General features: G+C 61.7%; 16 protein-coding genes and 1 pseudogene. 6 read left to right on the top strand and 11 right to left on the bottom strand.

Features of this window, described 5'->3' with window-relative positions:
• Positions 1–156: 156 nt before the first annotated feature.
• The 7 genes from VF629_RS08215 to ispF form a co-directional block, all read right to left on the bottom strand.
• Entirely contained in the window at positions 157–7,152 is a 6,996-nt protein-coding gene (locus VF629_RS08215; RefSeq protein WP_331057986.1) for a T9SS type A sorting domain-containing protein, read from the bottom strand.
• Between the two features lie 248 nt (positions 7,153–7,400).
• Positions 7,401–8,459: a hypothetical protein gene (locus tag VF629_RS08210; RefSeq protein WP_331057985.1), complete on the bottom strand. Its 1,059-nt coding sequence runs from the start codon at positions 8,457–8,459 to the stop codon at positions 7,401–7,403.
• Between the two features lie 72 nt (positions 8,460–8,531).
• A complete protein-coding gene (locus VF629_RS08205; RefSeq protein WP_331057984.1) occupies positions 8,532–9,905 on the bottom strand; it encodes a LutB/LldF family L-lactate oxidation iron-sulfur protein in 1,374 nt (457 codons plus the stop codon).
• 31 nt (positions 9,906–9,936) lie between these two features.
• Positions 9,937–10,308, bottom strand: a complete 372-nt coding sequence (locus VF629_RS08200) for a GxxExxY protein (RefSeq protein WP_331057983.1) — start codon at positions 10,306–10,308, stop codon at positions 9,937–9,939.
• A gap of 50 nt (positions 10,309–10,358) precedes the next feature.
• Positions 10,359–12,056, bottom strand: a complete 1,698-nt coding sequence (locus tag VF629_RS08195; protein WP_331057982.1) for a M28 family peptidase — start codon at positions 12,054–12,056, stop codon at positions 10,359–10,361.
• A gap of 221 nt (positions 12,057–12,277) precedes the next feature.
• Positions 12,278–13,942 (bottom strand): M28 family peptidase, encoded by a 1,665-nt coding sequence (locus VF629_RS08190; RefSeq protein WP_331057981.1) that lies wholly within the window; start codon positions 13,940–13,942, stop codon positions 12,278–12,280.
• A 157-nt stretch (positions 13,943–14,099) separates the two neighbouring features.
• Positions 14,100–14,579 (bottom strand): 2-C-methyl-D-erythritol 2,4-cyclodiphosphate synthase, encoded by a 480-nt coding sequence (gene ispF, locus VF629_RS08185; protein ID WP_331057980.1) that lies wholly within the window; start codon positions 14,577–14,579, stop codon positions 14,100–14,102.
• Between the two features lie 335 nt (positions 14,580–14,914).
• Here ispF and VF629_RS08180 point away from each other — a divergent pair, with 335 nt between their 5' ends.
• From VF629_RS08180 to VF629_RS08160, 5 genes are all read left to right on the top strand, one after another.
• Positions 14,915–15,529 carry a TetR/AcrR family transcriptional regulator gene (locus VF629_RS08180; RefSeq protein WP_331057979.1) on the top strand — a complete coding sequence of 205 codons (615 nt, stop codon included), beginning with the start codon at positions 14,915–14,917 and terminating at the stop codon, positions 15,527–15,529.
• Positions 15,530–15,569: 40 nt separating this feature from the next.
• Entirely contained in the window at positions 15,570–17,261 is a 1,692-nt protein-coding gene (locus VF629_RS08175) for a TolC family protein (protein WP_331057978.1), read from the top strand.
• A gap of 54 nt (positions 17,262–17,315) precedes the next feature.
• Complete coding sequence (locus tag VF629_RS08170; protein ID WP_331057977.1) at positions 17,316–18,470, top strand: efflux RND transporter periplasmic adaptor subunit; 1,155 nt, start codon at positions 17,316–17,318, stop codon at positions 18,468–18,470.
• Positions 18,471–18,525: 55 nt separating this feature from the next.
• Positions 18,526–22,014: an efflux RND transporter permease subunit gene (locus VF629_RS08165; RefSeq protein WP_331057976.1), complete on the top strand. Its 3,489-nt coding sequence runs from the start codon at positions 18,526–18,528 to the stop codon at positions 22,012–22,014.
• A 116-nt stretch (positions 22,015–22,130) separates the two neighbouring features.
• Positions 22,131–22,397, top strand: coding sequence for an acyl carrier protein (locus VF629_RS08160; RefSeq protein WP_331057975.1), 267 nt, complete (start codon positions 22,131–22,133; stop codon positions 22,395–22,397).
• Positions 22,398–23,016: 619 nt separating this feature from the next.
• On the opposite strand, the pseudogene VF629_RS25790 reads toward VF629_RS08160, so the two are convergent.
• From VF629_RS25790 to VF629_RS08145, 3 genes and pseudogenes are all read right to left on the bottom strand, one after another.
• Positions 23,017–23,178: pseudogene (locus VF629_RS25790) on the bottom strand (YkvA family protein); the annotation flags it as partial.
• Positions 23,179–23,634: 456 nt separating this feature from the next.
• Positions 23,635–24,819 carry a trypsin-like peptidase domain-containing protein gene (locus VF629_RS08150; protein ID WP_331057974.1) on the bottom strand — a complete coding sequence of 395 codons (1,185 nt, stop codon included), beginning with the start codon at positions 24,817–24,819 and terminating at the stop codon, positions 23,635–23,637.
• 62 nt (positions 24,820–24,881) lie between these two features.
• Complete coding sequence (locus tag VF629_RS08145; RefSeq protein ID WP_331057973.1) at positions 24,882–25,460, bottom strand: sigma-70 family RNA polymerase sigma factor; 579 nt, start codon at positions 25,458–25,460, stop codon at positions 24,882–24,884.
• Between the two features lie 159 nt (positions 25,461–25,619).
• Between VF629_RS08145 and VF629_RS08140 the strand changes: the two genes are divergently transcribed.
• The gene (locus tag VF629_RS08140) at positions 25,620–25,886 is read left to right on the top strand and encodes a hypothetical protein (RefSeq protein ID WP_331057972.1); all 267 of its coding nucleotides are present in this window, start codon (positions 25,620–25,622) and stop codon (positions 25,884–25,886) included.
• A gap of 115 nt (positions 25,887–26,001) precedes the next feature.
• Here VF629_RS08140 and VF629_RS08135 read toward each other — a convergent pair.
• A partial coding sequence (locus VF629_RS08135) for a 5-methylcytosine restriction system specificity protein McrC (protein WP_331057971.1) occupies positions 26,002–26,917 on the bottom strand: 916 nt, incomplete at its 5' end.

Here is a 26,917-nt window from a genome sequence, read left to right as displayed (position 1 = left end):
TATAGTAGTCATTTTTGGCGCAGACGTGAGAAGGTCCTTCGCTGCGCTCAGGATGACAAACGTCCTACTTTCACTACTCTCTACTTCCCATCTTGCCTAACAAAAAGGCCCCGCTGGCACAATACCAGCGGGGCCTTTTTTAACTGAACTCAATGGTTACTCGCGTACCAAGCGACGAGTTTTCATGCCGTCGACATTGCTTAGGCACAGTAAGTACACGCCGCTGGCAACGCCCGTCAGGTCGAGGGAGTGAGTGGCCGTGCCCGCGGCGGCTGGCAGCAACTCGCTCAGCACCACCCGGCCCAGCGCATCAAGCACGGTGAGCTGCGTGGCCGAACGGTAGCCCGTCAGCTCCAGCTTCAGGCGGCCAGTTGGCGTGGGGTTGGGGTACAGCTTCAGGCTAGCACCGGCAATGCCGTTCTTGGTGCCGGTCACCACCAGGGGCGTCGAGGGCAACGAGGCACAGCCCGCGGCATTGGTCACCACCACGGTGTAGGTGCCGAGCTGGGCCGGCGTGCCGTTCGCCACGTAGGTCTGGCCGGTGGCGCCCGCAATGGCCACCCCGTTCAGGAAGAACTGGTTGCCGGTGGTCGCGCTCGACGTGAGCGTGGTCGCGATGCCGTTGTAAGTGACCGTCACCGTTGGCGTCGCCGGGCGCGGGTTCACCGTGAAGGTGGCCGTGGCCGTGGCCGCCGCGCAGCCGCCCGTGGCCGCCACCGTGTTGGTCACCGTGTAGGTGCCCGCCGCCGAAGTAGCCAAGTCGATGGTGCCAGTCGTCGCGTTGATGGTCAAGCCCGTCGTGGAAGTGAAGGCGCCGGCCGTGGCGCCCGTGCCCAGAGTCGGGGTTACGACGCTGGTCGAGCCCACGCAACCCGCGGTGGTGGCGTAGCTAAACGTAGCAACCGGCGCCGCCGTGATGGTCACCGTTGCGGTGGCCGCAGCCGCCGCGCAGCCGCTCGAGGCGGCAATGGTGTTGGTCACGGTGTAGGTGCCAGGGGTCGAAGTCGACAAGGTGATGGCACCGGTCGTGGCATTGAGCGTCAGGCCGGCCGTGGACGAGAACGCACCGCCGCTGGCGCCAGTGCCGAATACCGGTACCGGGGAGGTCGTGCCGCTCACGCAGAAGGTGGGCGTGCTGCCGTAGCTGAAGGAGGCCACGGGAGCAGTCGTGATGGTTACCGCCTGCGTGTTGCTGGTGGGGCAAGGCCCGGCCACGCTGTAGGTCACGGTGTAGGTGCCCGCCGTGGAGCTGCTGAGGGTGATGGCCCCGGTGGTGGCATTAAGCGTCAGGCCGGCCGTGGAGCTAAACGTGCCACCCGCAGTGCCGGTCACAGTGGCCGTGGGGTTGGTGCCGGTCAAGCAGAACGTGCCGCTGCCGTAGCTAAACGCGGCCGAAGTGGCCGGCGCAATGGTCACTGTGGCCGTGGCCGTGGCGGCCGGGCAGGTGCCTGTGGCCGCTACCGTGTTGGTCACCGTGTAGGTGCCGGCCGCGGAGGTGGCCAGGTCGATGGCACCCGTGGCCGGGTCAATGGTCAGGCCCGCGGTGGAAGAGAACGTGCCGGCCGTAGCGCCCGCCGCCAGGGTAGCCGCCACCGTGCCAACGGTGCCCGCGCAGTTGCTGCCCGCGGCCGGGTAGCTGAAGCCGGCCGTGGCCGGTGCCGAGAAGGTGAGCGTTTGCGTGGCCGTGGCGGCCGCGCAGGCGCCCTGGCCGGTCGTGGTCAGCGTCAGCGTGACCGTGCCGGCCGTCAGGTCAGCGGCCGAAGGCGTGTAGGTGGCCGTGAGCGTGTTGGCATCGGGCGAGAACGTGCCCGTACCGCTAGTGGTGTAGGTGCCACCCGTGGCCGAGCCGCCCACCGCGCCGGTCAGTGCCACTGCTGACGTGCCGCAACTGGCCGCCGTAGCGGGCAGCGTGGCCGTTGGGGTCGGGGCTACGTTCACCTGAATGGGCGTGCGGGTGCCGGTGCATTCGTTCGATACCTGCCAGTTGTAGAAGAAGTAATACGTGGAGCTCGCGCTGCCCGTCAAGATGCCACCGGTGACGGAAATCGTTCCGCTCGGGGAAGTGTAGGGGTACGTGTTGGTGAATTCCCGATACAATTCCGGCGGAGCAGGGGTACCGGCCGTAACCAAGCGGTACGACCCGGTGCCGGGCACGCTGAGGTTGATGGGCAACACCAGGGGCGTCCGAACCGTCGAGCTGCCTGCTGGCACCGCAAACGGGCCCGCAGTGGCCAGCACCGTGCCGGTGCCGGAGCGCAACTCAACCGACATGGAGCCGGCCGTGGTTGAGCTGGGAAACACCGTCACCGACTGGATGGTAACTGCTGCCGTAGCCGTGAAGGCCAGGCCCGAGTTGCCACTGTTAAATCCTCCGTCGGTGCCCGGCGAAGTCGGTTTTCCAGCGGTTTCCGTGGTCCCAACCAACGCTTCTACGAAGTACTGCCGCGAAGCCGTGAGCGCCGGGGTGGTATACGAAATGCCCGTGCCCGTAGCGGTGGTGGCAAGGGCGGTGCCGCCCGTGGCCGCCTCAAAAAGGCGCAGCGTGGTACCCGTAGCCGCGTTGGCGGTCAGAGTGGCCGTGCTGCCTTCGCAAACGGCTACCGGCGAGTTGGTGGCGGTTACCTGCGGGTTATTCACGGTCACTGTAGCCACGTTGGAAGTAACCACGGTCGCGTTGCAGGTGATGCGGGCGCGGAAGTACGTGGTGGCCGTTAGCACTGGCGTCGTATACGCCGCCGAAGTAGCGCCCGCAACGTCGGTAAAGGTGACGTTGTCGGGGCTGCTCTGGTACTGGATGCTGCCGTTGGCCGAACCTATCAGGTTCAGGGACAGGGTCCCGCTCACGCAGAGCGAAGCCGTTGCCGGCAACAAAGAGCCAGCTACCGGCGCCGCCACGGTGCGGGTGGGGGCGGGAGTCAGCACGTCATTGGTCGTAGTCTGGTCGCCCTGCACAGTGGCCGTGATGCCGAAGGTGTACGTGCCCGCGGCGCTCATGTCCAGCGTGCCGGGCAAGGCGAGGTTTTGCGTAGCGCCAGCGGCCAGGGTGCCCGTGCTCAGGGTCGTGGTCAGCGTTTGGGTGGCAGCACCGGTTACGCCCACGGTTACCGTGGCCGGGTTCGCCGAAAAGTCCAGCGCCGAAGTACCCAGGTTGCGCACGGCCACGGTCACGGTTTCGGCGGGGCTGTAGCATCCTTGCCCGCTAGCGGGCGAAACCAAGGCCGTCGGAGCCAAGTCGATGGGCAGCGGCGTGGTGATGTTGACGTTGTCGAGGAACAAGTCGATGTCGCCCGTGACAGTGGCGCCCTCCGTGGCAAAGAAGCCGATAATGACTTCCTGACCGGCGTAAGTAGCGCCCAAGTTGATGGTTTCGGTTTGGCCCGTGCTCGAAATGGTGGTGCTCGCGTTGAACGTACGCAGGGGCGTGAACGTCAGGCCGCAGTCCGTCGAAACGCGCACTTCAAATAAGTCGTCGGGGTCCAGCACATCGGCAGTGGTGGCGGCGAAGGTGGTCAGCGCCAAATCAAAGCTGAGTCGCGTACTGGGAACCACCGCAATGCGGGGGCTTATTATCCAGCCGGTTTCGGCAGCAGCATCCAGGTTGATTTTGGCCGAAACGCCGTTTGGTCCCACTACGTTGGCGTAGTCGTCGTTGACCCAGGTGGAAGTGGTGCCGGTTGGCGCGGTCGCGCCGGTGGCTTCGGACCATCCCGGGAAAAGCGTGGTCAGGTTGCCGCCCGTGAAGCCCGTAAAGTTGAGCAGTTGCGGCAGCACGGCCAATGCCTCTTTCGTGCGCGTGCCGGAGCCCGTGTCATTCGACGTATCCCCGTCGCCCTGGGCCGTGGCCATGATGGCAAAGGTGTAAGTGCCGGCGGCAGTCATGTTCAGCGTGCCCACCGTTACGTTTTGGCTGGCGCCTACGGCCAGCGTGCCCGTGCTGAATGTTGCGGTCAGCGTCTGGGTGGTTGCTCCTGTCACGTTCACGGTCACCGTCACGGGGTTGGCCGCAAAATCAAGCGCTTGCGTGCCATTGTTGCGGATGCTGACCGTAACGTTTTCCGCCGCGCCGTAGCAGCCCGTCGTGCTGGGGGCTACGAGAACGCCGGCGGCGATGTCAACCGCCGAGCCGGCCGAAATAAAGCTGCCTTCGTCGGCACCAATGTCGGGGCGAGTCGCATCGCGGGGGTCACCGTCGAAGTCGATGGTAAGGCCGCCGATGGGCGTGCCTTTGGACTCCGCCAACGTTGCCACGGCGGGGTTGATGTGCAGAAAAGCAGCGCTGGCGCCCGAAGTGCTCGCAAACGGCGTGTCCTCGGTTTGCGAAACGCTTTCGCGAGTGCTCACCAAGATTTTGTAGGCGGCCAGGGTTTGCGAAGCGTTGGTGGCCGTGGTGGTGCCCTCCACGTAGATGAGGTTGGTGGCCGAAGGGACACCGGCGTAATAAATGTTGTTGTTGGTGGCGGCGGCCAGGTTGGCAGGAGCAGTGCCCGCCGTGCCCGACAACCGCCGCAGGGCCGCCGTGTACCCGCCCGTGCCCGCGGCCGTGGACTTGTTCACCACGATGTTATTGCGCAGGTCCAGGGTTGCGGAGGTGCTGTTCAGGTAAATGCCCGACGTGCCGAAGGTGGCGCCGGTGCTCGTGGCGTTGAAGTTGATGGTGTTGAAGGCCACCGTGTTGGTGCCGCTCGTGAACTGCAGGCCCGAGACGGCCACGAGGCTGGTGGAAGCCGGCGCGGTGAGCTCGCCAATCAGGTTGTTGCTGAAATTGTTGGTCGTGCCGCCCGTAACGAGGATGCCGTTGCTCAGGCTGGCGCCGCCGCTGCTGGCGGTCAGGCCGTATATTTTGTTTTGGCTGATGTTGACAGTAGCCCCGGCCGACACCAGAATGCCCGCCACGCTGGAGGCAGTCGCGGCCGTGGTGCCGCTGGTGGTGATGTTGCTGATGGTGTTGCGCGCAACGCTTACCGTGCCGCTGGAATTGGTTGATATGCCAAACGAATAGCCCCCCCCCGTGCTGCTGCTCACCGTAATCGGTCCCGCGGCGGTGCCAATGGTGTTGCCCGTGGTGGTGCCAATGTTGGCGTCGCCGCTGCTCACGTAAATGCCGGACACAATGCCGTTGGCGGTGCTGGCGCCGCTGCTGCTCAGCCAGCTGATGTTGGCCACAGTGTTGCCTTGCACGCTGGTGGCGGCTCCGGTGGCGGTGGCAACCAAGATGCCTACGAAGCGGTAGGCCACGGTGCTGCCCGTCACCGTGAGGGGCGTGCCCCCTGCGTTGGGCGTGGTGCCCCCAATGAAGTTGCCGGTCACGGTGTGGCCGTTGCCGCCGTTGAGGTTGATGCCGTAAGACGTGGTAGACACCGCGGCGCGGCTGGCCGTCTGGTAAAGGCTGTTGCCGGTGATAACCCAGCCCGAGCCAGCGTTGTTCAGGTACATGCCGTAGGCGGCGCCCGTGCCGTAGAAATTCGACAAGTTGTTGCCGATGATGCTGTTCCGGCTATTCAGCGAGCTGCCCGAGTAAACCAGCGTGCTCGGCGTGGTGGCACCGCTGCTGATGTTGTTGTACTGAATGGTATTGTCGCTGTTGCCGGCCGTGACGAGCGTGCTCGAAAAGCTCACGTCTGGGCTGGTGGTGGTGCTGGTGCCCACGCCCGCGATGCGGGTGTGCTGCACCACGTTGAAGGCCGCGTCGCCGGAAAACTGCACCGGTGTGCCGGTGGTGCTGGTGCTGGCAATGAGCAAATCGGTGGGCAGGGCCGCGCCGCTCACGGGGCTGGCCGAGCCGCCGGGGCGCCCGTCAATGGTCACATACTTGGCGCCGGCAAAGCTGAAGGCCGCGCCCGCCACGGTGCTGGTAATGTTCAGGTTGGTTGCGCCGGTCGCGGGCCGTATCGTTACCGTGTTGGTGGCCGTGCCGCCGCCGTAGCTGTACACCAGCGGGAAGGTTTCGGCGGTGCTCACGTAGCCGGGCTGCAACTCCAGCAGCAGCGGGCCGCACAAGCCGTTGTTCACGATGTCGGCAAAGCCCGCGGTGAGCGAGGCATAGTCGGCCCCCGGCCCCACGGTTTTGGTGCCGCAAATGGGCACGGGTACGGGCGTGGTTACGCTGACGGTGGGCGAGAGGCTTTGCAGAATTTCTGCGTTGGCCGTGGCCTGGTAATAGTACGTGGTATTGGCCACGAGGCCAGTTTGAGCCAGCGTCACCGTGCTGCCGGTGCCGCTGGATGAACCCGTCGGCACCGTGCCCAGCAGGGTAAAATTGACGTTGTCCGTGGAGCGAAACACCGAAAAGCTGCCCTCGTTCGTTGAGTTGTCGAGAATGTTGACCGTGAGGGTGGTTTGCAGCACGTTGCTGAGCGTGACGGTCGGCGCGGTTACGGCCGCCGTAGGGGGCGTGAAGGTGAAGGTCCGGCGGGCACCATCGGCCGCGGAATTGAGGCCGGCCACGGCCGCGTTGTCGGGCAGGGCCGTCGTCGTGGCCGACGTTACCGTTGCGTCGTAAGTGGGGGTGGTGGTGAAGGTTGTCACCACGCCAATTTGGCCGGCGCTGGACCCGGCCGAGATGAAAATGGAGCGCGTCACCGAGGTGCCGTTGTTGAACACGCCGCCGTAGCGGTACTCCACCCGGCCAGTGTTTTCCTCCAAGATGGCCTGCACTTGGGTGGGCGTGCCCGCGGCGGGGTCGGCCACGTAGGGGATGCGCAGGCCCGTCCATTCCACCACCAGGGTGCGGTTGGTGCCCGGCACCACGCGGTAGGTGACTCTGCCCGAGGCTTGTAGGGCGTTGTCGCCGCCAATTGGGGCCAGGATGGGCGCTCCGGCGCTGGGCGTTGCGTTACCCCCGGAAATAGCGGTTGCGCCGAGGCGCAACTGCCCGTTTGAATTGACACTGAACTGGGTATGTGCCGTGCCCATGAACACAAACGTGAACCCAATGGGTTGCACCGTCGATGCGTCGTCGTCGCGGTAAACGTTAGCGGTAAACGCATTCGTCGTCCCGCTCGACATGTCGACCAAGGAGCCGGTGGTGCTGGTGCTGAAGGCATAGTTCGCCGTGCTCTGGGCCCAGGCCGCAGACGGGCGCAGCAAGACCCCAAAGGCCAGCATTGCCATCAGCCACCGGCACAGCCGGTTAGCAAGTAAAGGTGTGTGCATAAAAGTTTGGAAATAGAGGAGGTGGAGTAGGTGAAAAAGAGGAGAAATGGGTGATGGTTGCTGTAAGCAGCGGCGTAAATTAGGAATTATTTCAAGTTGTTACGGCCCTGTTTTGGCACCGCTATCTAACTGAACAATAACGGCTCACGAAAAACCCCTCAGGCTTGCGCCAAAGGGGTTTCCGAAATTATAAAGTTCAATAAATATTACCGTTTAGCTACCTGTCTCGGGGCTGGGGCTGGCCGGCCTCACACTGCCGTTTTGATGCCGGGGGCCATGGTAAGCCGCGACAGAAACTCCAGGGCCGAGGCGTAGCGGCTGCGCAACTCCTTGTAGCGGGCCCAGGCCGCGGCGCGGTCTTCGCACACCCGCACGCCGCGCTCAACGAGGTCGTGGCAGGCCAGGTCGAAATCGGCCCGGCCGGGGTCTTCCGGGCTTTCGTCGGGCAGCAGGCCAGAGGGTTCGGACTCGGCCTTGTCGTCGAAGAAGCGGTACACCCGGTTCAGGGCCAGGCAGCCGGCTTTGAAGGTGATTTCAACTTGCCGGGAGCGGGGCCCATCGACGGCGGCAAACAGCAGCACGGCCGCGTCCAGAATCAGGCCGCCGCTCGTGACCCAGGACCGGCCCGGCTGCGGCGAGCGGAAAAACGTGAGGATGGGCAGCGAGGTGTGGCTTTCTTCAATCTCGACAAACCACTGCTCCCAGTTGGCCCACTGCAGGTCGTCGTTTTCGAGCGAGTCGTCGTGGTTCAGCCAGCCCAGCAGGCACGAGGCCGAAGGCGGCGTGCCGGCCCGCAGTTCCAGCAGCGCCACCGTGGCCTCGCGCCGCGAAAACGCCTGGTAGATGGTGGGCAAATACGACAGCAGCAGCGTGAGCAGCAGCAGGCCCAGCGTGGCTTCGGAGTAGGTGAGGGCCGCGATGGCTACGTTGCGCGTATCGGTGGTGCCCAGGGTCATCAATGAGCTGCTGCTCAGCTCATAGCAGCGTTCCCAGTTGCCTTCGCCCAAGGCCCAGTAGATGCTGGTGTAGCCCAGGCCCACCAGCGCTTCCCACACCACGGGCAAAGCCACCAGCGCCACTGGCGCGTAGTGGGCCATGATGCGGTCGCGCCGCTCGTACGAATTAGCCATTTTGGCGGCCGTGTCAAATAGCAGGCGTATGGCCACAAACACCCGCACGTTCAGGCGCACCACCTCATTGCGCGGCAGCACAAACGAGCGGATAGCGGCTGATAAGGTGGTGATGACCAGTATCACCCCGCCGAAGCCGGTAAATATCCGCAACGCCAAAAGCAGGGTAGGATGCATGAACGACAAAAATGCTTGATACGGCCAACCGTCTCAAATCGTCGAATCAGCAGAGGGTTATGCTTTTTACGGCTAGCCCTGGCGGCGCTGCCACAGCTCCCGAAACGAGGCCGGTGCCACCGTCAGCGCCGCGCGCCGCTTGCTCCAACCCACTTGCCCCAGCAGGCGGCCCAGGCTCCAGTCTTTTATTTTGGCGGGCAGCACGTCCAGGGCCCAGCGGTGCTGCATGCTCCACTTCCACAGGCCAATGGCGGCGCGCTCTTCGGTGGGCGCGTGGCCTTCCTGCACGCTCTGCTGGCGGTTGAGGAGCAGTAGGTTATGCAACGGAATTCGGACCGGGCACACACTGGTGCAGGCGCCGCACAGGCTGCTGGCGTAGCTCAGGTGCTTGTGCTCGGGCAAGCCGCTCAGGTGCGGGCTGATGACCGAGCCGATGGGCCCGGAATAGGTGGTTTCGTAGGTGTGGCCGCCAATGTTTTTGTACACGGGGCACACGTTCAGGCAGGCGCCGCAGCGAATGCAGCGCAGCGCGGCGCGCTTGTCGGGCTGGGCCAGCAGGTTGGTACGGCCGTTGTCGAGCAGGATGACCACCATTTCCTCTGGCCCGTCCACCTCACCTGGCTGGCGCGGCCCGAAGTACACCGTGTTGTACACCGTGACTTGCTGGCCGGTGCCGCTGGTGCTCAGCAGGGGCCAGAACAGGTCCAGGTCCGTGAGCTGCGGGATGACTTTCTCGATGCCCACCACTGCAATGTGCAGTTTGGGGAACGTGGCCGACAGGCGGGCGTTGCCTTCGTTCTCGGTCACGGCTACGGCGCCTTCTTTGGCAATGAGGAAGTTGCCGCCGGTCACGCCCACTTCGGCGGCCGTGTACTTGTTGCGCAGCAGGTGCCGGGCCGTGAGCACCAGCTGTTGGGCGTCGTCGGTGCTTTCCGTGCCCAGGTGCTTCACAAAAATGTTGTTGATGTCGGCCTTGCTCAGGTGCATGGCCGGCGTCACAATGTGGTAGGGCCGCTCGCCGTTCAGCTGCACGATGTACTCGCCCAGGTCGGTTTCCACCGACTCCACGCCCTGCGTAGCTAAGTACTTGTTGAGGTGAATTTCTTCGGTGGTCATGCTCTTGGCCTTCACCACGGTTTTAGCGTCGCGGGCCTTGGTCAGCTTCCCAATTTCGGCCAGGGCCTCGGCCGCGTCGCGCGCCCATATCACCCGGCCGCCCCGCGCCGTGAAAGCCGCCTCGAACTGCAGCAGGTACTCGTCCAGCTTTTCCAGCACGGTGGCTTTGAGGTAGGCGCCGCGGTCACGGGCCAACTCGTGCTGCTCGTAGTGCTGCATGCCGGCGCTCACGGCCGCGTCGTACTTGCCGATGTTGAACCGGATTTTGCGACGGTGCTCGCGGTCGAAGGCTTTGGTGGCTGAGTCGAGCTGGAATTGTTCTGCCTTCATTTTCGCACGGAGTTAACGGAGTTTCACAGAGTTAATTTACCAGGCGAACGATTTGGTCGCGAAGAGAAATGGTGTTAAAATTGAGCAACAGGCCAATGGGCAGGCCGGTTAATTTCAAATAATTTAGCAGTTGTTTTGAGTGAATTGGCGCCAATGCCTGCACTGATTTTAGTTCCAAAATCACTTGTTCCTCAACCACAAGGTCGGCCCGAAAACCAAGGCCCAAATCGACTCCTTCGTACAACACGGGAATGGAAACTTCGGCTGCGACTTGTAGCCCGCGTTTCCGCAGTTCGTACACCAACGCTGCCGCATACACCGATTCCAGCAAGCCTGGGCCCAGCACAGTATGAACCCGAAAAGCCGCCCCCAAAATAGCTTTGGTCAACTCATTTAATTCCATATACACAAAACTCTGTGGACCTCCCCTAACTCCGTGCGAGCGAAACTACCTCACGGCTTATTCGAATCAACCACAATGCGCGCCTCCCGATTAGCTAACTCCCAGGCCGTGTAGAACACCAGCTGCGCGCGTTCGGTCAATTTATCAAACTCTATCTTCTCCACGTCGTCGGTGGCCTTGTGATAGTCGGCGTGCTCGCCGGTGGTGTAGAAAATAACCGGGATTTTGCGGCGGGCGAAGTTGTAGTGGTCCGAACGGTAGTAGATGTGCTCCGGCTCGCCGGGCACGTTGAAGCGGTAGTCGAATTCCAGGTTGGTGTACTTGCGGTTGGCTTCTTCGTTGATGCGGTGCAGGTCCGACGAGAGCTTGTCCGACCCCACGATGCACACGTAGTGCTTCTTAGCGCCGTGCTTGCGGTCGGTGCGGCCCACCATGTCAATGTTCAGGTCGGCAATGGTGTTGGCCAGCGGAAAAACCGGGTGCGCCGTGTAGTACTCCGAGCCAAACAATCCCTCTTCTTCCGCCGTCATGTTCACAAACAAGATGCTGCGGCGCGGGCCGTGGCCTTCCTGCTTGGCTTTCGCAAAAGCTTTGGCGATTTCCAGCACCGCCACCGTGCCCGAGCCGTCGTCGTCGGCTCCGTTATAAATGGTGTCGTTCTTCACGCCGAGGTGGTCGTAGTGCGACGAAATCACCAGCACTTCGTCCTTTTTGTCGGTGCCTTCCAGGTACGCCAGCACGTTTTCGGTGGTGAGCTGCTCCTGCGGCTGCGGAATCGAAACAGTCACCGATGGCGCTTGAAACGCCGGCCGCACCGAGCGTCCGCCCGCCTGGCCCAGCGCCCGAATGTAGCCCACCAAACCTTGGATGTCGGTGCCAGCCAGCTGCAAGCCCAGGTCCTGAGAGGTCAGATACACGCCGATGCCCGGCGGAATGTCCTCCCGCACGGTGTCGATGACGGCCGGGCCGGGGTCGGGCAGCGAGAAAGCCGGGTCGCGCAGGGAGCTGCCCAGCTGGGTGGCCTGCTTCCGGAATGCCTCGGTGGGCGCAAACGTGACCAGGAAAATACTGCGGGCGCCTTTGGCCTTGGCCAGCGCCGCCTTGCGCAGGCCCGAGTCCCAGTAATCGTCTTTGCGGCCCAGCGGCTTGAGCAGCTTGCGGCCGCGCTCGTCGGTGGGCGCGCCCATCAGGGCCACCACGTCCTTGCCCGTCACGTCCAGCCCGGCGTAGTCAGAAAACGGCCCCTGCTCCACGCCAAAGCCCACAAACACCGGCTGCATCGCCGTCTCGGTGCGAAACGGCGAGGGAATGGGCCCGTAGCTGAAAAAGTCGCTCAGCCACTCGTAGCGCTGGCTGCCTACTTTCAAATAACCGCCGTCGGCGTGGGTGCCGCGCGTGAGTTGGAAGTGCTGCAGGTAAGGGTTGTCGCTGCCGGTCACGGGCCCTTGCAGGCCCAGCGCCGTGAACTGCTTTACCAAGTATTCGGCCGCTAGCTTCTGGCCCGGCTGCCCCACTTCCCGCCCCTGAAACGCGTCCGAAGCCACCACAGTGAGGTGCTGCCGCAACTGCTCGGCCTGAATGGTGGCCCCGTACGTGCGCGCCAGGTCCGGCGCCGCTGGCGTAGCCGCCGTCGCCGCCGTTTTCGTCCCGCCTTTGGTTTTGATTTTTATTTTGGTTGGAGCTTGCTGGGCCCCGGCCGACAATCCGTAGCCAACGGCCAGCAGGCCACAGAGTACAACTTTCTTCATGGAAAGAAATAGGAGGGAAGAATGTAAAGAGAAGGATAAAGGAATGAGGCGGATAGCAACGGTTGCAAAAGGGCCAAAAAAGAACGTCATGCTGAGCGAAGTCGAAGCATCTCTTTTGCGCCACTAATCTGATTTAGTACAGCAGTAGAGACGCTTCGACTCCGCTCAGCATGACGTTCTTCTAGCACTGGCACTGGCCAAAACCAGCCAAAGCGGCAGAATTACGGCTTGTTGGAGTCAACGGCAATGCGGCCTTCGCGGTTTGCCAGCTCCCAAGCCAGGTGGAACACGAGCTGGGCCCGCTTCTCCATTTTGGGGAACTCAATCTTGCTGATTTCGTCGCTTTCCTTGTGGTAGTCGGCGTGCACCCCGTTGAAGAAGAACGACACCGGTACCTTGTTCACCGCGAAGTTGTAGTGGTCCGAGCGGTAGTAGAAGCGGTTCGGGTCGGCGGGGTCGTCGAAGCGGTAGTCCAGGTCGAGCTGGGTGTACTTCTTGTTCTGCTCTTCCTGAATCACCTTCAGCTCCGAAGCCAGCTTGTCCGAGCCAATGACGTACACGTAGTCCGGCTTGCCTTCGTGCTCCACGTCGGTCCGGCCAATCATGTCCACGTTCAGGTCGACCATGGTCTGCGCCATCGGGAACACGGGGTGCTTCGAGTAATACTCCGAGCCAAACAGGCCCTTTTCCTCGCCCGTCACGCTTAAGAACAGGATGCTGCGACGCGGACCGTGGCCTTCCTTCTTGGCTTTGGCAAAGGCCTCGGCCACGGTGATGATGGCCGAAGTGCCCGAGCCGTCGTCATCGGCCCCGTTGAACACCACGCCGTCTTGGATGCCCAAGTGGTCGTGGTGGGCCGAAATCACAATGATGTCCTCCTTCTTGTCGCTGCCCTCGATGAAGCCCAGCGCGTTTTCGGTTTCCAGCGGCGTGCGCTTGCGCTCGGCCTTAATCTGCAGGGGTGCCACCTTGAAGGTTGATTTCACCGGCTGCTTCGTGCTGTTGATTTTGGCCAGGTAGGCCTGCATGGCAGCGTCCTTGGTGCCCAGCACCTGCAGGCCTACGGCCGGCGAGATGAAGAACGAAGGAGCCCGGCTGGGCTTTTCGCCCGCCAATACCGTCGACTCCCGCATGATGGTGGGGGTGAGGCGCGCGGCCGTCTTGGCAAAGTTGCTGGTGGGGTTGAAGCTCACGTAGAACACCGACCGTGCCCCTTTCTGGGTAGCCAGTTGGGTTTTCGAGCGGTAGTCGGCGGCCCATTTGGTGGGCGAGCCGTCGGTGCTCAGCAAGGATTTGCCGTCGGCGCTGGTGGGCTCACCCATCATAATGAGCACGTCCTTGTCCTTCACATCAAGTCCGGCGTAGTCCGAGTAGCCGTCCTGCTCGATGCCGTAGCCCACAAACACCGGCTTCACGGTGGTTTCCGTAGCAAAAGGCGAGTCGCCGATGCCGTAGAAATCGGTGAGCCAGGCGTAGCTGGTTTTGCCCACTTTCAGGGTGGCGCCCGGCGCCCAGGTCACCTGCTCCACGTTGAAGTGCTGCAGGTACGGGTCCTTCGAACCGGCCACTGGGCCCGGGATTTCGGCGTTTTTAAATTGCTGCGCGACGTAGGCGGCGGCCATGTGCTGGCCTTTTGTGGCGGTTTCGCGGCCTTCGTACTCGTCCGAGGCCAGCACGGCCAAGTGCGTGCGCAGGCGCTCTGCCGACACCAGGGCGGCGTATTGCGCGCTGAAGTCGACGGGCGCGGCCGGCGCGGGCGCCGCGGCGGGAACGGCCGTCGCGGTGGTGCGGCCTTTCTTGGTTTTGACTTTTATCTTGTCTTGGGCGTGAGCGGGCGCCGCGCAAGCCAGCGCGAGCAGCGCAATCAGCAGGTTTTTGTTGGTCATTAGAACGGAAAGTGGTGGGAATAAAATGAGTTATTGGCCGTCATGCCGAGCGCAGCCGAGGCATCTCGCGTGGGGTAGTATTTCAGTCGTGCAGACGAAGGGAGCGGGATGCCTCGGCTGCGCTCGGCATGACTGTTCAGGTTTATTAGTTAAATGACTAGTTCTTGTGGATGAGCACGGAGGCGTAGGCGGCTACGCCTTCTTGACGCCCCACAAACCCCAGTTTCTCGGTGGTGGTTGCTTTGATGGACACATCGTCTTCCGAAATGCCCATTACGGCGGCCAGCACACGCTGCATTTCGGGGATGTGGGGGTTCACCTTGGGGCGTTCCAGGCAAATGGTCGAGTCGATGTTGCCGACTTCGTAGCCCTTCTCGCGCAGCAAGCGCATCACCTCGTGCAACAGGCGCTTCGAGTCGATGCCTTTGTACTGCGGGTCGGTGTCGGGGAAGTGGAAGCCAATGTCGCGCAGGTTGGCCGCGCCCAGCAAGGCGTCGCAGATGACGTGGATGAGCACGTCGGCATCGGAATGGCCCAGGGCGCCGTGGGTGTGCGGCACCTGAATGCCGCCGAGCCAGAACGGCAGGCCTTCGTGCAATTGGTGAACGTCGTAGCCGAAGCCGGTGCGGATTTTCATGAAAGCGAAAGGTTGAAATGAAGCTGCGCAAAAGTACCGGCCAGCCGCTTCCTGGGCACCGGTTTGAGCGCAGTAAATGCCTGGGGCCCGGAAAGCAAGAAATAATACGGAGATGCTTGGGTATTTAAGCTAAAATAATTAGCTTTGTTTTACTAGTGAATTTAGCTGAACCAACAGACAGAATAGTCGATATTTTTCTGCCATGGCTAAAATAAACCGGCCCGTCATCCGTCCATCACCAGGCGAAAGCGCTTTCTAACAGTGGTTGATAGCAAAAAGATAATGGAAACTTTGAAGTCGTTTAAAGTTTCCATTGTATCTTTGTGGCGTCAATCATGGAAATCAAAGACCGAATTCTCAACCACGCGCAAACGCTTTTCATGCGCAACGGCATCAAAAGCGTGAGCATGGACGACATCGCCGCCGACATGGGCATGTCGAAAAAGACGCTGTACAAATGGTTCGAAAACAAAGACCAGATTGTACTGGCCACCATGACCCGCCACCTCGACAAAGCGCAGGGGCAGTGTTCTGCGGTGGCCGGCCACGCCACCAACGCGGTGGAGGAAATGCTGAACATCTCGCAGTGGGCCGATGAGCAATTCAGCGGCATTCACCCCAGCATTTTTCACGACCTGAAGAAGTACCACCCCACCGCCTGGGAACTGTTTGGGGCGCACAAGAACACCTTCATCCTCGACCAGATAACCCAGAACCTGCGCCGCGGCATGGCCGAAGGCCTGTTTCGCCCCGACCTCGACGTGGAAGTGCTGGCCCGCCTCAACCTGGCCCAAATCGAGTTGGCCTTCGACCCCGTGCTGTATCCGTCCGCGCACTTTAGCCCGCTCCGGGTCAACCGCGTGTTCGACGAACATTTCCTGCTGGGCGTGGCCACCCTCAAAGGCCACAAACTCATCAACAAGCTCCGCCACGTGACGGAGGCCGAATAACCCGCTTACCCCGCTACCCCCGTTACCTTTTTTGCTGTATATGAAGACGTTTTTTCAACCCAGACTTCTGTTGCTGGCTGCCCTGAGCGCGGCCTTGCCCCAGGGGCTGCTTGCCCAAACCCAGCCCGCTGCGCTGCCGACAGCACCCACTGCCGGCACCATGGCCCTGAGCCTGCAACAAGCCGTGAGCTACGCGGTGCAGAATAAGCCCTCGCTTCTGGCCACCCGCTTGGGCGAGGCCACGGCGCGTGCCCGCGTGGGGGAGGTGAAGAGTGCCGCGCTGCCGCAAGTGAACGTGGCGGCCAGCGCGGCCAACAACTTCAAGCTGCAGCGGTCGCTGGTGGACTTCAGCAGCTTTGGCGGGGCACCGCTGCAGGGCACCACCCTCACGGCCAGCGACATTGCCGCCGCTCAGGCTGGCGGAGCGGTAACGTTGAGCCCCGCTTACGGTGAGGCTCCCCAAACGGGCCCCACGCCCTTGGCCTTCGGCTTGCAGTACGCGGGTTCGGCCAGTGCCAGCGTCTCGCAGGTGCTCTTCGACGGCTCGGTTTTCATTGGGCTGCGCGCTGCTAAAGTGTACGAGCAACTGGCCAAGAAGCAGACGCAGCAGGCCGAGATTGACGTGGTGGAGCAGGTAAGCAAAGCCTACTACAGCACCTTGGTGGCCCGCTCGCGCTTGTCGCTGCTGGCCCGTAACGTGCAGCGCCTCGACACGGTGCTCTTCCAAACCAACCAGACCTATAAGGCTGGCTTCGCCGAAAAACTCGACGTGGACCGCCTGCGCGTGCAGCGCAACAACTTGGTTGTGGAACAGCAGAAAGCCCAGCGCCTCACCGAGTTGAGCCTGGCCCTGCTGAAATTCCAGATGGGCTTGCCACAGCAACAGCCCGTGCTCCTCACCGACTCGTTGGGCGCGGCCGTGGTCGACGCGGCTGCTCTGCGCCAGCGCTTGGGCACGGCCAACTTCGCGGCGGGCGGCGGCGCGGCGGGCACCTCGGCCCTCCCGGGCCAGCCTGCTGCCACCCCCGGCCAGCAAAACACCGCCGAGCAAAACCGCCTCGACCAACAAACTGCACTGAGCGGCGCTCGGCCTTCGCAAGCCGTGGGCGCACTCAACTATAATAACCGCATCGAATTCTCGGTGCTGGAAACGCAGCAGGCGCTTGCGGGCCTCGACCTGAGCAACCGCCGCGCCGGCGCTTACCCACGCCTGTTGCTGACCGGCGCCTATGGCTTCACCGGTTCCGACAATAAGATGAGCGGCCTGTTTGAATTCCGCGGGCCGAATGCACGCAACGGCGCCGGCTTCCTGAACCAGAACTGGTTTGGTTTCGGCAACGTGGGCCTGAGCTTGCAGATACCCGTGTTCGACGGCTTCCGCCGCAAGTACCAGGTGCAGCAGGGCCGCATTCAGCAGCAAACCATTGAGCGGGGTTTCGAGACCCTGCGCCAGAGCATCGACATGCAGGACACCCAGAGCCGCACCACGCTGGTGAACGCCCTGGACGTGCTGGATAACCAGAAAGCCAACCTCGACCTGGCCGCCGACGTGGCCCGCGTGACGCGCATCAAGTTCAACGCTGGCGTGGGCTCCAACCTGGAGGTCATCACCGCCGAAACCGAGCTGCGCACCGCCCAAACCAACTACTACGGCGCCGTTTACGACGTGCTGGTAGCCAAAGTGGACCGCGACAAAGCCACCGGCGAGCTCTTCAATCAAGTCAACAAGTAAGTCGTGCGAAAGCACTTGCTCATTTTCACTACCCTTCGAAATACCCGCTTTCTCATGCTTTTCTCTAAATCTCAACCCGCTGCCCTGTTCCTTGCCAGCACTTTGCTGTTGGCCTCTTGCGGCGGCGACTCAAAAGACCCCAGGGCTGAACTGGCCAAGCTGAAAAAAGAACAAGCCGCCAACCAAGCCAAAATAGCCGAGCTGGAAGCCAAAACGGGCGCCGGCGACGAGGCCGCGGCTGCCAACATCACGCCGGTTTCGGTGATGAACGTGCAGCCCGAGAGCTTCAAGAGCTACCTCGAAGTGCAGGGCCGTGTCGATTTCGACCAGAACGCCACCGTGGGTGCCCGCGCCGCCGGTTCGCTCACCAGCATCCGCGTGCAGCGCGGCGACCGGGTGGGCAAGGGCCAGGTCCTGGCCACCATTGACGCGAGCATTCTCGACGCCAACATTGCCGAGCTGCGCACCCGCATGGACCTCGCCCGCACTGTGTACGAGAAGCAGGCCGGCCTGTGGAAGCAGCAGATTGGCACCGAAATCCAGTACCTGCAAGCCAAAAACAACTACGACGCCCTGCGCCGCAACTTGGCTACGCTCAACCAGCAGCGTTCCTTATATAACGTGGTGGCGCCCTTCTCGGGCTCCGTGGACGAGGTGCTGCCCAAGCTGGGCGAAATCGCGGCTCCCGGCACGCCGGTGGTGCGCCTGACCAGCGGCTCGGGTGGTAAAATCCTGGCCGATGTGTCGGAAGCCTACGGCAACAGCATCAAGGCCGGCGACAACGCCATTGTAACCATTCCGGACATGGGCGGCGAGGAAATTCCCGCCACGGCGCGCGTGGTGAGCCGCAGCATCAACGCCACCAGCCGCACCTTCACGGTGGAGCTGCGCCTGAAAGGCAGCAAAGCCGCCGACCTGCGCCCCAACATGGTGGCCACGGTGCGCATCCAGAACTATGACCGCCAGAACGCCACCGTCATCCCCGTGGACTTGGTGCAGAAGGACGAGGTGAACAGCTACGTGTACGTGGTGGGCCAGGAGGGTGGCAAGGCCGTGGCCAAGAAGCGCATCATCAAAACCGGTAACGCCTACAACGGCAAGGTGGAAGTAACCGACGGCTTGCAAAACGGCGACAAGGTCATCTCGGCCGGATATCAGAATTTGAATGAGGGCCAGGTGGTGAGCGTCGCCAATGTCGCCAAGGCCTAACACAGCCCCTCGGCTGTGATTTCTCACGCTTTTTTACTAGAAGACTAGAGAAGCTATGCAAGATTTAGAAAAAGAATTTGGTCCGACCTCGTGGTCCATCAATAACAAAACCAGCATCTACATCGTCACGGTGCTGCTGTGCTTGGCGGGCATTTTTGCCTACATCAAGCTGGGCAAAGAGAAGTTTCCCGACATCGTGATTCCGCGCATCATCGTGGCCACGGTGTACCCCGGCACTTCGCCGGCCGACATCGAGAACCTGGTGACGCGCCAGCTCGAAAAGGAGATTAAAAGCGTGAACGGGGTGAAGAAAATTAACTCCACTTCCAACCAGGACTATTGCATTCTCGACATCGAGTTTAACTCCGGTGTGGACGTGCAGTACGCCAAGCAGCTCATCAAGGACGCCGTGGACAAGGCCGGCACCGAACTGCCCAACGACCTGCCCACTCCCCCCACAGTGAACGAGGTGAACATCTCGGAGCAGCCCATTATGTACGTCAACCTGAGCGGCAATATGCCCGCCGCTCAGCTCAAAAAAGTGGCCGACGACTTGCAGGATAAGATTGAGGCGTTGCCCGAAATCACCCGCGTCGACATCATCGGTGCCCTCGACCAGCAGGTGAACGTGGACGTGGACCTGAACAAGCTGCGCGCCTCGCGCCTGGGCTTCTCGGACATCACGCGCGCCATCGGCGGGGAAAACCTGACCGTGTCGGGCGGCTCCATCGACGTGGGCCAGCAGAAGCGCGCCGTGCGCGTGGCCGGTCAATACGTTCGGGCTGAAGACATTGCCGACATTCAGGTGAAAAACCTCAACGGCTCGGCCGTGCGCCTCGGCGACATTGCTACCGTGGTGGACGGCTTCAAGGACCGCGAAAGCTACGCCCGCCTCGACGGCAAGCCCGCCATCACGCTGAACGTGGTGAAGCGCCAGGGCGAAAACCTGATTGACGCCTCCGACAAAATCAAGGCCCTGGTGAAGGAGTCCGAGAAGACCTTGCCCAAGGAGCTGAAAGTGACCATCACCGGCGACACGTCGAACGACACCCGCGTGACGCTGCACGACCTCATCAATACCATCATCATCGGCTTCCTGCTCGTGACGTTCATCCTGATGTTCTTCATGGGCACCACCAACGCCATGTTCGTGGGTCTCTCGGTGCCGATTTCGATGTTCCTGGCCTTCCTCATCATCCCGGGCTTCGATTTCTCGCTGAACATGATTGTGCTCTTTGCCTTCCTGCTGGCGCTGGGCATCGTGGTCGATGACGCCATTGTGGTCATTGAAAACACCCACCGCCTGCTGCACGAGCACCCCGAGCTGAGCACCGAAAAGGCCGCCAAATTCGCCGCCGGCGAAGTATTCGTGCCGGTATTGGCGGGTACGCTGACGACGGTGGCGCCGTTCGTGCCGCTCATGTTCTGGCCGGGCATCGTGGGTTCGTTCATGTACTACCTGCCCGTCACGCTGATTATTACGCTGATGTCGTCGCTGGTCGTGGCCTTCATCATGAACCCGGTATTTGCCGTAAGCTTCATGAAGCGCGAAGAGCATTTCGAAGAAGACCTGCACAGCAAACCCAAAGCCACCAAAGGCTTCCTCATCACCATGGCTGTGCTGGTGGGCCTGGGCATTTTGTTCAACCTGACGGCGCTGGGTGCTAAGCCCAACGTATCGCCTGAAGGCGTAGAGAGCGGCTTGCTGGGCCATTTCCTCGGCAACCTCTTCCTGGCCCTGGCGGCTTTCATCGCCCTCGACCGGTTCGTGCTGGTGAAGATGATTGCCTGGTTCCAGACCCGCGCGCTGCCCAAGTTTCAAAACGGCTATGCCAACCTGGTGCGCTGGGCCATCGGCCACCCGGCCCTGGTGATGGTGGGCGTGTTTGTGCTGTTCATTGGCTCGTTTGTGGCCGTGGGCATCCGCGGGCCCAAGGTGGACTTCTTCCCCAAAGGCGACCCCAAGTTCATCTACACCTACTTGCGCATGCCGGTGGGTACTCGCGTGGAAGTGACTGACTCGGTGACGAACGTTCTCGAAAACCGCATCTACGGCGTTATCGGCCGTAAGAACCCCGACGTGGAATCGGTGATTACCAACGTGGCCATTGGCGCCGGCGACCCTTCTGAAGCCACGGCTTCCGGCGTGTCGCAGTCGCACATGGGCAAAGTGGGCGTAGCCTTCAAGGAGCTGAGCGACCGCACAGGCCCCGCCACCAGCACCTACATGGACAAAATCCGTGAGGTGGTGAAAGGTATTCCCGGCGCCGAAGTATCGGTAGACCAGGAAGCCAGCGGCCCGCCCCAGCAGAAGCCCATCGCCATCGAAGTGAGCGGCGACGACTACCCGGCCCTGGCCAAGCTCTCCAAGAAAGTGGAGCGCTACGTTGACTCGCTCCGCATCGGCGGCATCGAAGACTTGCGCTCCAACCTGGAAGACCGCAACCCCGAGATTGCCGTGAACATCGACCGTACCCGCGCCAACCGCGAGGGCATCAGCACCGGCCAGATTGGCCTGGAAGTCCGCACCGCCATCTACGGCTCGGAAGCCAGCAAATTCAAGACGCCCGACGACGAGTATCCCATCCAAGTGCGCTACGCCAAGCCCTACCGCAATGACGTAGACGCCGTGGTTAACGCTCCCCTCACGTTCCGCGACGCCACCGGCGCCGTGCGCCAAGTGCCCATTTCGTCTATCGCTACGGTGAGCTACGGCAGCACCTACGGCGGTATCAAGCGCAAAGACACCAAGCGCATTATCACCATCTCGTCCAACGTGCTCAACGGTTTCACCGGCCCCGACGTGGCTGCACAAGTGAAGCAGGCCCTCCAGGCCTTCCCCGTGCCGGCCGGCTACAACGTCAAGATGGGCGGTGCCGAGGAAGACCAAAAGGAAACCACCGACTTCCTGCCAATGGCTGGCATCGGTGCCCTGGGCCTCATCTTCCTCATCCTCGTCACGCAGTTCAACTCGTTCAGCAAGCCGGTCATCATCCTTTCCGAAGTGCTGTTCTCAATTGCCGGCGTATTCTGGGGCCTGGCCATTACGGGTCAGAATGTTAGCATCGTGATGACGGGCGTGGGCATCATTGCCCTGGCCGGTATTGTGGTGAAAAACGGTATTCTGCTGGTCGAATTCACTGACATTCTGCGAGCGCAAGGCATGCCGCTGCGCGAGGCCATCGTGCTGGCCGGCCGCACCCGCCTGAACCCGGTAATCCTGACGGCCACGGCCGCCACGCTGGGCCTCATCCCGCTGGCCATCGGCCTGAACATCGACTTCTACGAGTTGTTCGCCACCGGCAATGCCCACTTCTTCATCGGTGGCGAATCGGTGACGTTCTGGGGCCCGCTGGCCTGGACCATCATTTATGGTCTGGTGTTTGCCACGGCCATCACCCTGCTGGTGGTACCGGTAATGTACCTGCTGAGCGAAACCCTCAAAGGAAAAATTTCTGGAAAAAATCCCGATATGGTTGCAACCAATGAAGAGGCGAATGGCTCTCAGGAAGTACGGGCACATGAGCCCGCAGTACTAGTCTAAGCATTTGTGCGTTGTTGAGTGCCTGTCGGGCTATTGCCCCACCCCAAAGACCGGCAGGCACTTGCAGCCCAGCACTTCTTTGAGCTGCTTCTCTGATTCCCTTTTTCGCAAAAATTATGTACGTATCCACCACTAGCCCAGCCCATAGCGCCTCTATCGAGCAGCAAGTTTTCCGCATCATCAGCAAGCGTAAGGCCATTCGGGCCAGCCGCGTACGCAAAACCGCCAGCCTCGCCCGCGACCTGCGCTTCGACACCGTCGACGTTGTTGACATCATCCTCGAACTCGAACGCAACTTCAGCATCGTCATCCCCGACGAAGTGCCCTTGTACACGGTAGGCGACTTTGTTCGCTACGTCCGTGACCACGCCGCTGCTGCTTAATTAGGCGAACAGCCCTGCTGTACTGAGACATTAGGCTATAAAAAAGGCCCCGAAACGCAAGTTTCGGGGCCTTTTTACATTCGGGCAATTCCGATTACCGAACGTTGCCGCCAGCGTCAAGCGCACCGGGGTCGTTGCCGTTGCGGCTGCCTTCCCATGTGCGCACGGTGGGCCCATTAGTGGGGCCGCTGGGCTGCACATCGGGGCCGGCCTCGTGCACCGGGCGCGGGCTGCTGCTTTCGGGAGAGCCCAAGCCGGAGTCAGTAGCCGACTGGCCACCCACAGCGGGTGCCCCCGGCAGGTCGGTAGTGCCGTGCTGTTTGGCCGATTCTTTGGCAGGCACGGCACGGTCCGAGAGGGCCGTGGTGCCCGTCCCGGTTTCGCGGGGCGAAGTGGCCGCTGCAGCTTGCTCGTCCAGTGCGTCGGCTGCGTGCTTCTCTTCGTTGCTAGCCGTAGCCGTGGCGGTAGAAGCGGTGTCAGCAGTCGTAGCAGACGTTTCCTTGTCCGTGGCAGCGTAGGCGCCGGTGTTCAGGCCAGAGGCGGAGACTACGCGAGCCGTGCTGTTCTCCCACTCCTGGAACTTGTCCATCTCGGTCTTGAGCGTCGTCGAGAACCACGCCACCAAGGCAACGTCGTCGAGCAGGCCGAGTACCGGGATAAAGTCCGGAATCAGGTCAATTGGGCTCAGGAAGTAGATGAGCACCGCTACCGCAGCAGCAACGGTGGTGCCGGGTACGCCCGTGTATTCACCCGACATCGATGCTTTAATGAGCCGGAACATGGTTTGGAGCGTTTCCCAGGCTTCGTGGGCCAGAGTGCCTACGTCGTTCTTCTCGCTGGCTTTTTTGTACGCGTCGGTCAGCAGCTGCTTCATGCGCGTGGGCTGCTTGATGTAGCCTTCGGCGGTGCTGAGGAATTTCTTGAAAATGGCCGAGCCAGCAACGTTGTCGCCAGTAGGCGGGGTTTGGGTGTTTTGAGCCACGGAGTGCGGGGTTAAGTAAAGCAAAAAGAGGAGAAGGCAGGCGGTGCCTATCAAAGCCTAAATACTATGTTCGGGCATGCAAGGTTGCTAAAAGAGCAAGCATTAAGCAAGTCAATTGGTGGAAACAATGTTACCCTTGCCAAGCCGTTGCCATTGCAAGCCCAAGCCGAGCCATGTGAAAGCACAAAGGCCTGTTCCAGCGAAGAAACAGGCCTTTGCATTTGCTTTATCGGCGTCGAAGACGTGGTAAAAAGCTTATTCAAAAGCCTTCACCACAAACACGTAGTCTTGTAGCTTGGCCACTTGCTTGGGCCGCCCGGCTCCGGCCAATTGGCCATAGCGCGGCAAGCGGTAAGGCGCACCAGACTTGGCCGCGTCGAGCGAGTCAACCAGCCGCACCAGGTACGACGACTTGGTGGCAAATGCCGCGCTCTGCGCGTCGTTTTGGCGGCCGCTCACGACGCCAATCAGGTTGCCGCGCTCGTCGAGTAGCGGGCCACCCGAGTTGCCGGGGTTCACCGGAATGCTCACTTGGTAGAAGGCCGTGTCGCCTTCAAAGCCTGACCGGGCACTCAAGGCGCCTTCGCCGTACACCACGTCCTCGCGGGGGTAGCCCAGCGTGAACACTCGCTCGCCCAGGTCGGCCTGGCCCGATTTGATGGCGTAGGGCAGCCGGCCAAAGCCGGTGAATTTTTTATCGGTGATGCGCAGAATGGCCAAGTCGTGCTTCTTGTCAGAATACACGGGCTCGGCGTGGTAGCGTTTGCGGTCGCGGCCTTCGACTAGTACCGAGTCGGCGCCTTGAATCACGTGGTAGCTGGTCACCAAGTATCCTTCCGACGTCAGGGCGAAGCCCGTGCCACTGCTTTCCTTCGGCAAAGGAGCCGTGGCGCCGCTACCTCCGAACCGATTGAGGCTGATGGCTAGGTCTTTCTGGTTCTTCTTGATGCTCTCAACTTCTTTCTTCAGCACCGTGTAGCCGTACATCGAGGGCTTGGTTTGGGCTGCGAAATACATTTGCAGGCCCAACAGCGTGGCAAACACCGCCAGTACCGCCACCGAAGCGGCCACGCCCATGGTGGCGCGGTGGCCGTTCCAGAAGTCGCGCAGCTTGCGCTCGGTGCGCGAAATGCGCAGTATGGGATTCACCGAATGGCTCAGCTTACCCGCGGTGTCGGCGGTGGGCATGGCTTCGGTTTCGTCGGCGGCCAGCATGCCGGCGTGGATGCCCTGGAGCTGCCGGCGCACGGTTTGGCGCTGGCCGTAGGCACGCAGGGTGCTGGTCATTTCCGTGAAGTCGGCGTAGCGCAGGGCCAGGGCGGGGTCAGCCGCTAGGCGCGCTTCGAGATTGGCGCGGGCAGGCCCGGCCAGCTCGCCGTCGGCGTAGGCTTCAAATAAGGCGTAATAATCTGCTTCAGTCATCATGGGTAAGCCTGCCATGGGAGTGGCAGTGGTAAGCGTAATGGGAATTCTGCGGGCTACTGGTCCGCAGTTCATAACTGCTAAATGGGTTCTTCTTTATAGTGGGTAAAGAATAGTTTTTTCAAGCGCACCAAGCATTTATATTTTTGATTCTTAGCATTGTCGGCGTTGGTGTAGCCGAATTCTGCCGTTAAGTCCTGCATCGATTTGTCGAGCAGGTAAAAGCCCTCAAGCAGCGAACGACACGGCTCGCCCAAGTGGTTCAGGGCCTCGCTCATGGTGGCGAAGCGGCGGTCCTGTTCCTCTGCGGCGAGCAGGTCCTCCTCGGCTCCTGTGTTCAGGTAAGAGCCCTGCTCCTCGTCGTCGAGCAAGCGCACGCCGAAGCGGCTTTTGCTGGTCAGGCGCTTGAGCCACAGCCGGCGGCACACGGCGTAGAGGTAGGTTTTGATTTGGCAGCTCAACTCCAAAGAATTGTCGCGCACCTTTTCGTAAAACACCATCACGCCTTCCTGGTACACGTCCTGGGCATCGTCTTCCGAGCCGCTGTTCTGCAGCACAAAATGCGACACCATGGGCCAATGCAGCCGGTAGAGGTGGGCCAGGGCCCGCTCATCGCCGCTGCGAATGGCGGCAATCAGCGCGTCGTCGGTAGGAGTCACAGAAGAGGAATTGCTCCTGCTCATTCACTTTGGGAGTTAATACAATGGAGGGCCACAAGTAACCCGCCAAAAAAATATTTTTCTGGGCCGGGTTACCTTTCCAGGTAGCGGGGATAAAGAGCGTTTTTTAGCCAACCCATTTTCAAAATTACCTTCAAAATGAACAACCTGTTCAAAGTTGCCGCCCTGGGCCTTGCCCTGACCGCTGGTCTGTCGTCGTGCGAGTCGAAGACCACCGAGTCTACCACCGTTGAGGCTCCTGCCGCTGGCACCGAGACTTCGACCACCACTACCACCGACAGCACTGCTATGGCTCCTGCTGCTGATGCTACCACCGCTCCTGCTACCGAAGGCGCTACCACCGCTCCCGCTACGGAAGGTGCTACGACTGCTGGCTCGACCACGACCACCGAAGCTCCTAAGTAGTTGGCTGCTGGCCTCGCGCCAGCTCACTTCCTAAGTTGATTCAAAAACAGCCCGGATTTTCCCTTGGAAAGTCCGGGCTGTTTTTTTGTGCCCACTAAGCAAAAGATTCTGGTGCTCAGCGGATTAAGCCGAGTAAGTCGGCCGCAATGCCGGCCCAGGGCTGATGCAGGTTGAGCGTGACCACGCGCACGGGGTGCCCGCCCAAGGTGTAGCGCACGTCCACGTCGTGCGTAGCGGCCGGGTACAAGAGAATGCCTTCGAGGGCTTGGCCGGGGGCGGGGCGCTGGTTTTGCAGGTAGGCGTAGAGCTGGTAGAGGTGCGGGGAAATGAGGCGCTGCCGGTCGTAGCGCGGGCGCAGGGCCGCCGCGTAGTATTTGGTGTCGAGGATGATTTTGCGGTCGGGGGCGTCGAGCGTGGTGTCCGTGAGCATGGTGGGCAGCAGGTTCAGGTCGTCGGTCGAGCCTTCGGCTTGCCAGGCAATGGTTTCGGCGTACACGCGGTAGTGGCGCTGCTCTCGCCGGAAGAAATTGCGCGTGAATTGCTCGAACAGCCGCGCCATCAAGGCCTCGTCGCGCCGAAAATCAGCGAAGCGGCTCCGGCCCCCGGCCGTAGGTTCGGGCAGCGCCGTGAGGTAGACCAGCTCGCACACGTGCAGCAAAAAAGCCGCTTGGCTGCCCTGCCGGGCACGGCTTGGCCGCTGCCGCCGCAGCTCCCGAAACGTAGCGGCCGTCGGCGCCGGGCTTGCGCCGGTGGTGAGCGCCGCCGGAAACCGCTGCCGCAGCTGGCTCAGCTCGCGCCGCAGGGCCAGGGGCAAATCGGACGCCGCCAGCGTGGCCAGGGTGTGCACCACCAGCTGGTGCAGGGGCGAAGCCGGGCTCAGCTCGTCGAACGTGCACACGGCGCGGCCCTGCTCCAGCAGGCCGCGGCCCAGGGTGGGGGCCATTTCCACCCGCCCGCGCAGGTTGGCCAATTCCATTTCCTGCGTTTCGAACGTGCGCGGCAAGCCCGCTTTCAGCAAGCGGCGGGTGCCG

It is taken from the genome of Hymenobacter sp. (assembly GCF_036388155.1).
In the GTDB taxonomy this organism is placed as follows: domain Bacteria; phylum Bacteroidota; class Bacteroidia; order Cytophagales; family Hymenobacteraceae; genus Hymenobacter.
The sequence above is the reverse complement of the archived record's forward strand: the minus strand, read 5'-3'. Positions and strand labels throughout refer to the sequence as shown.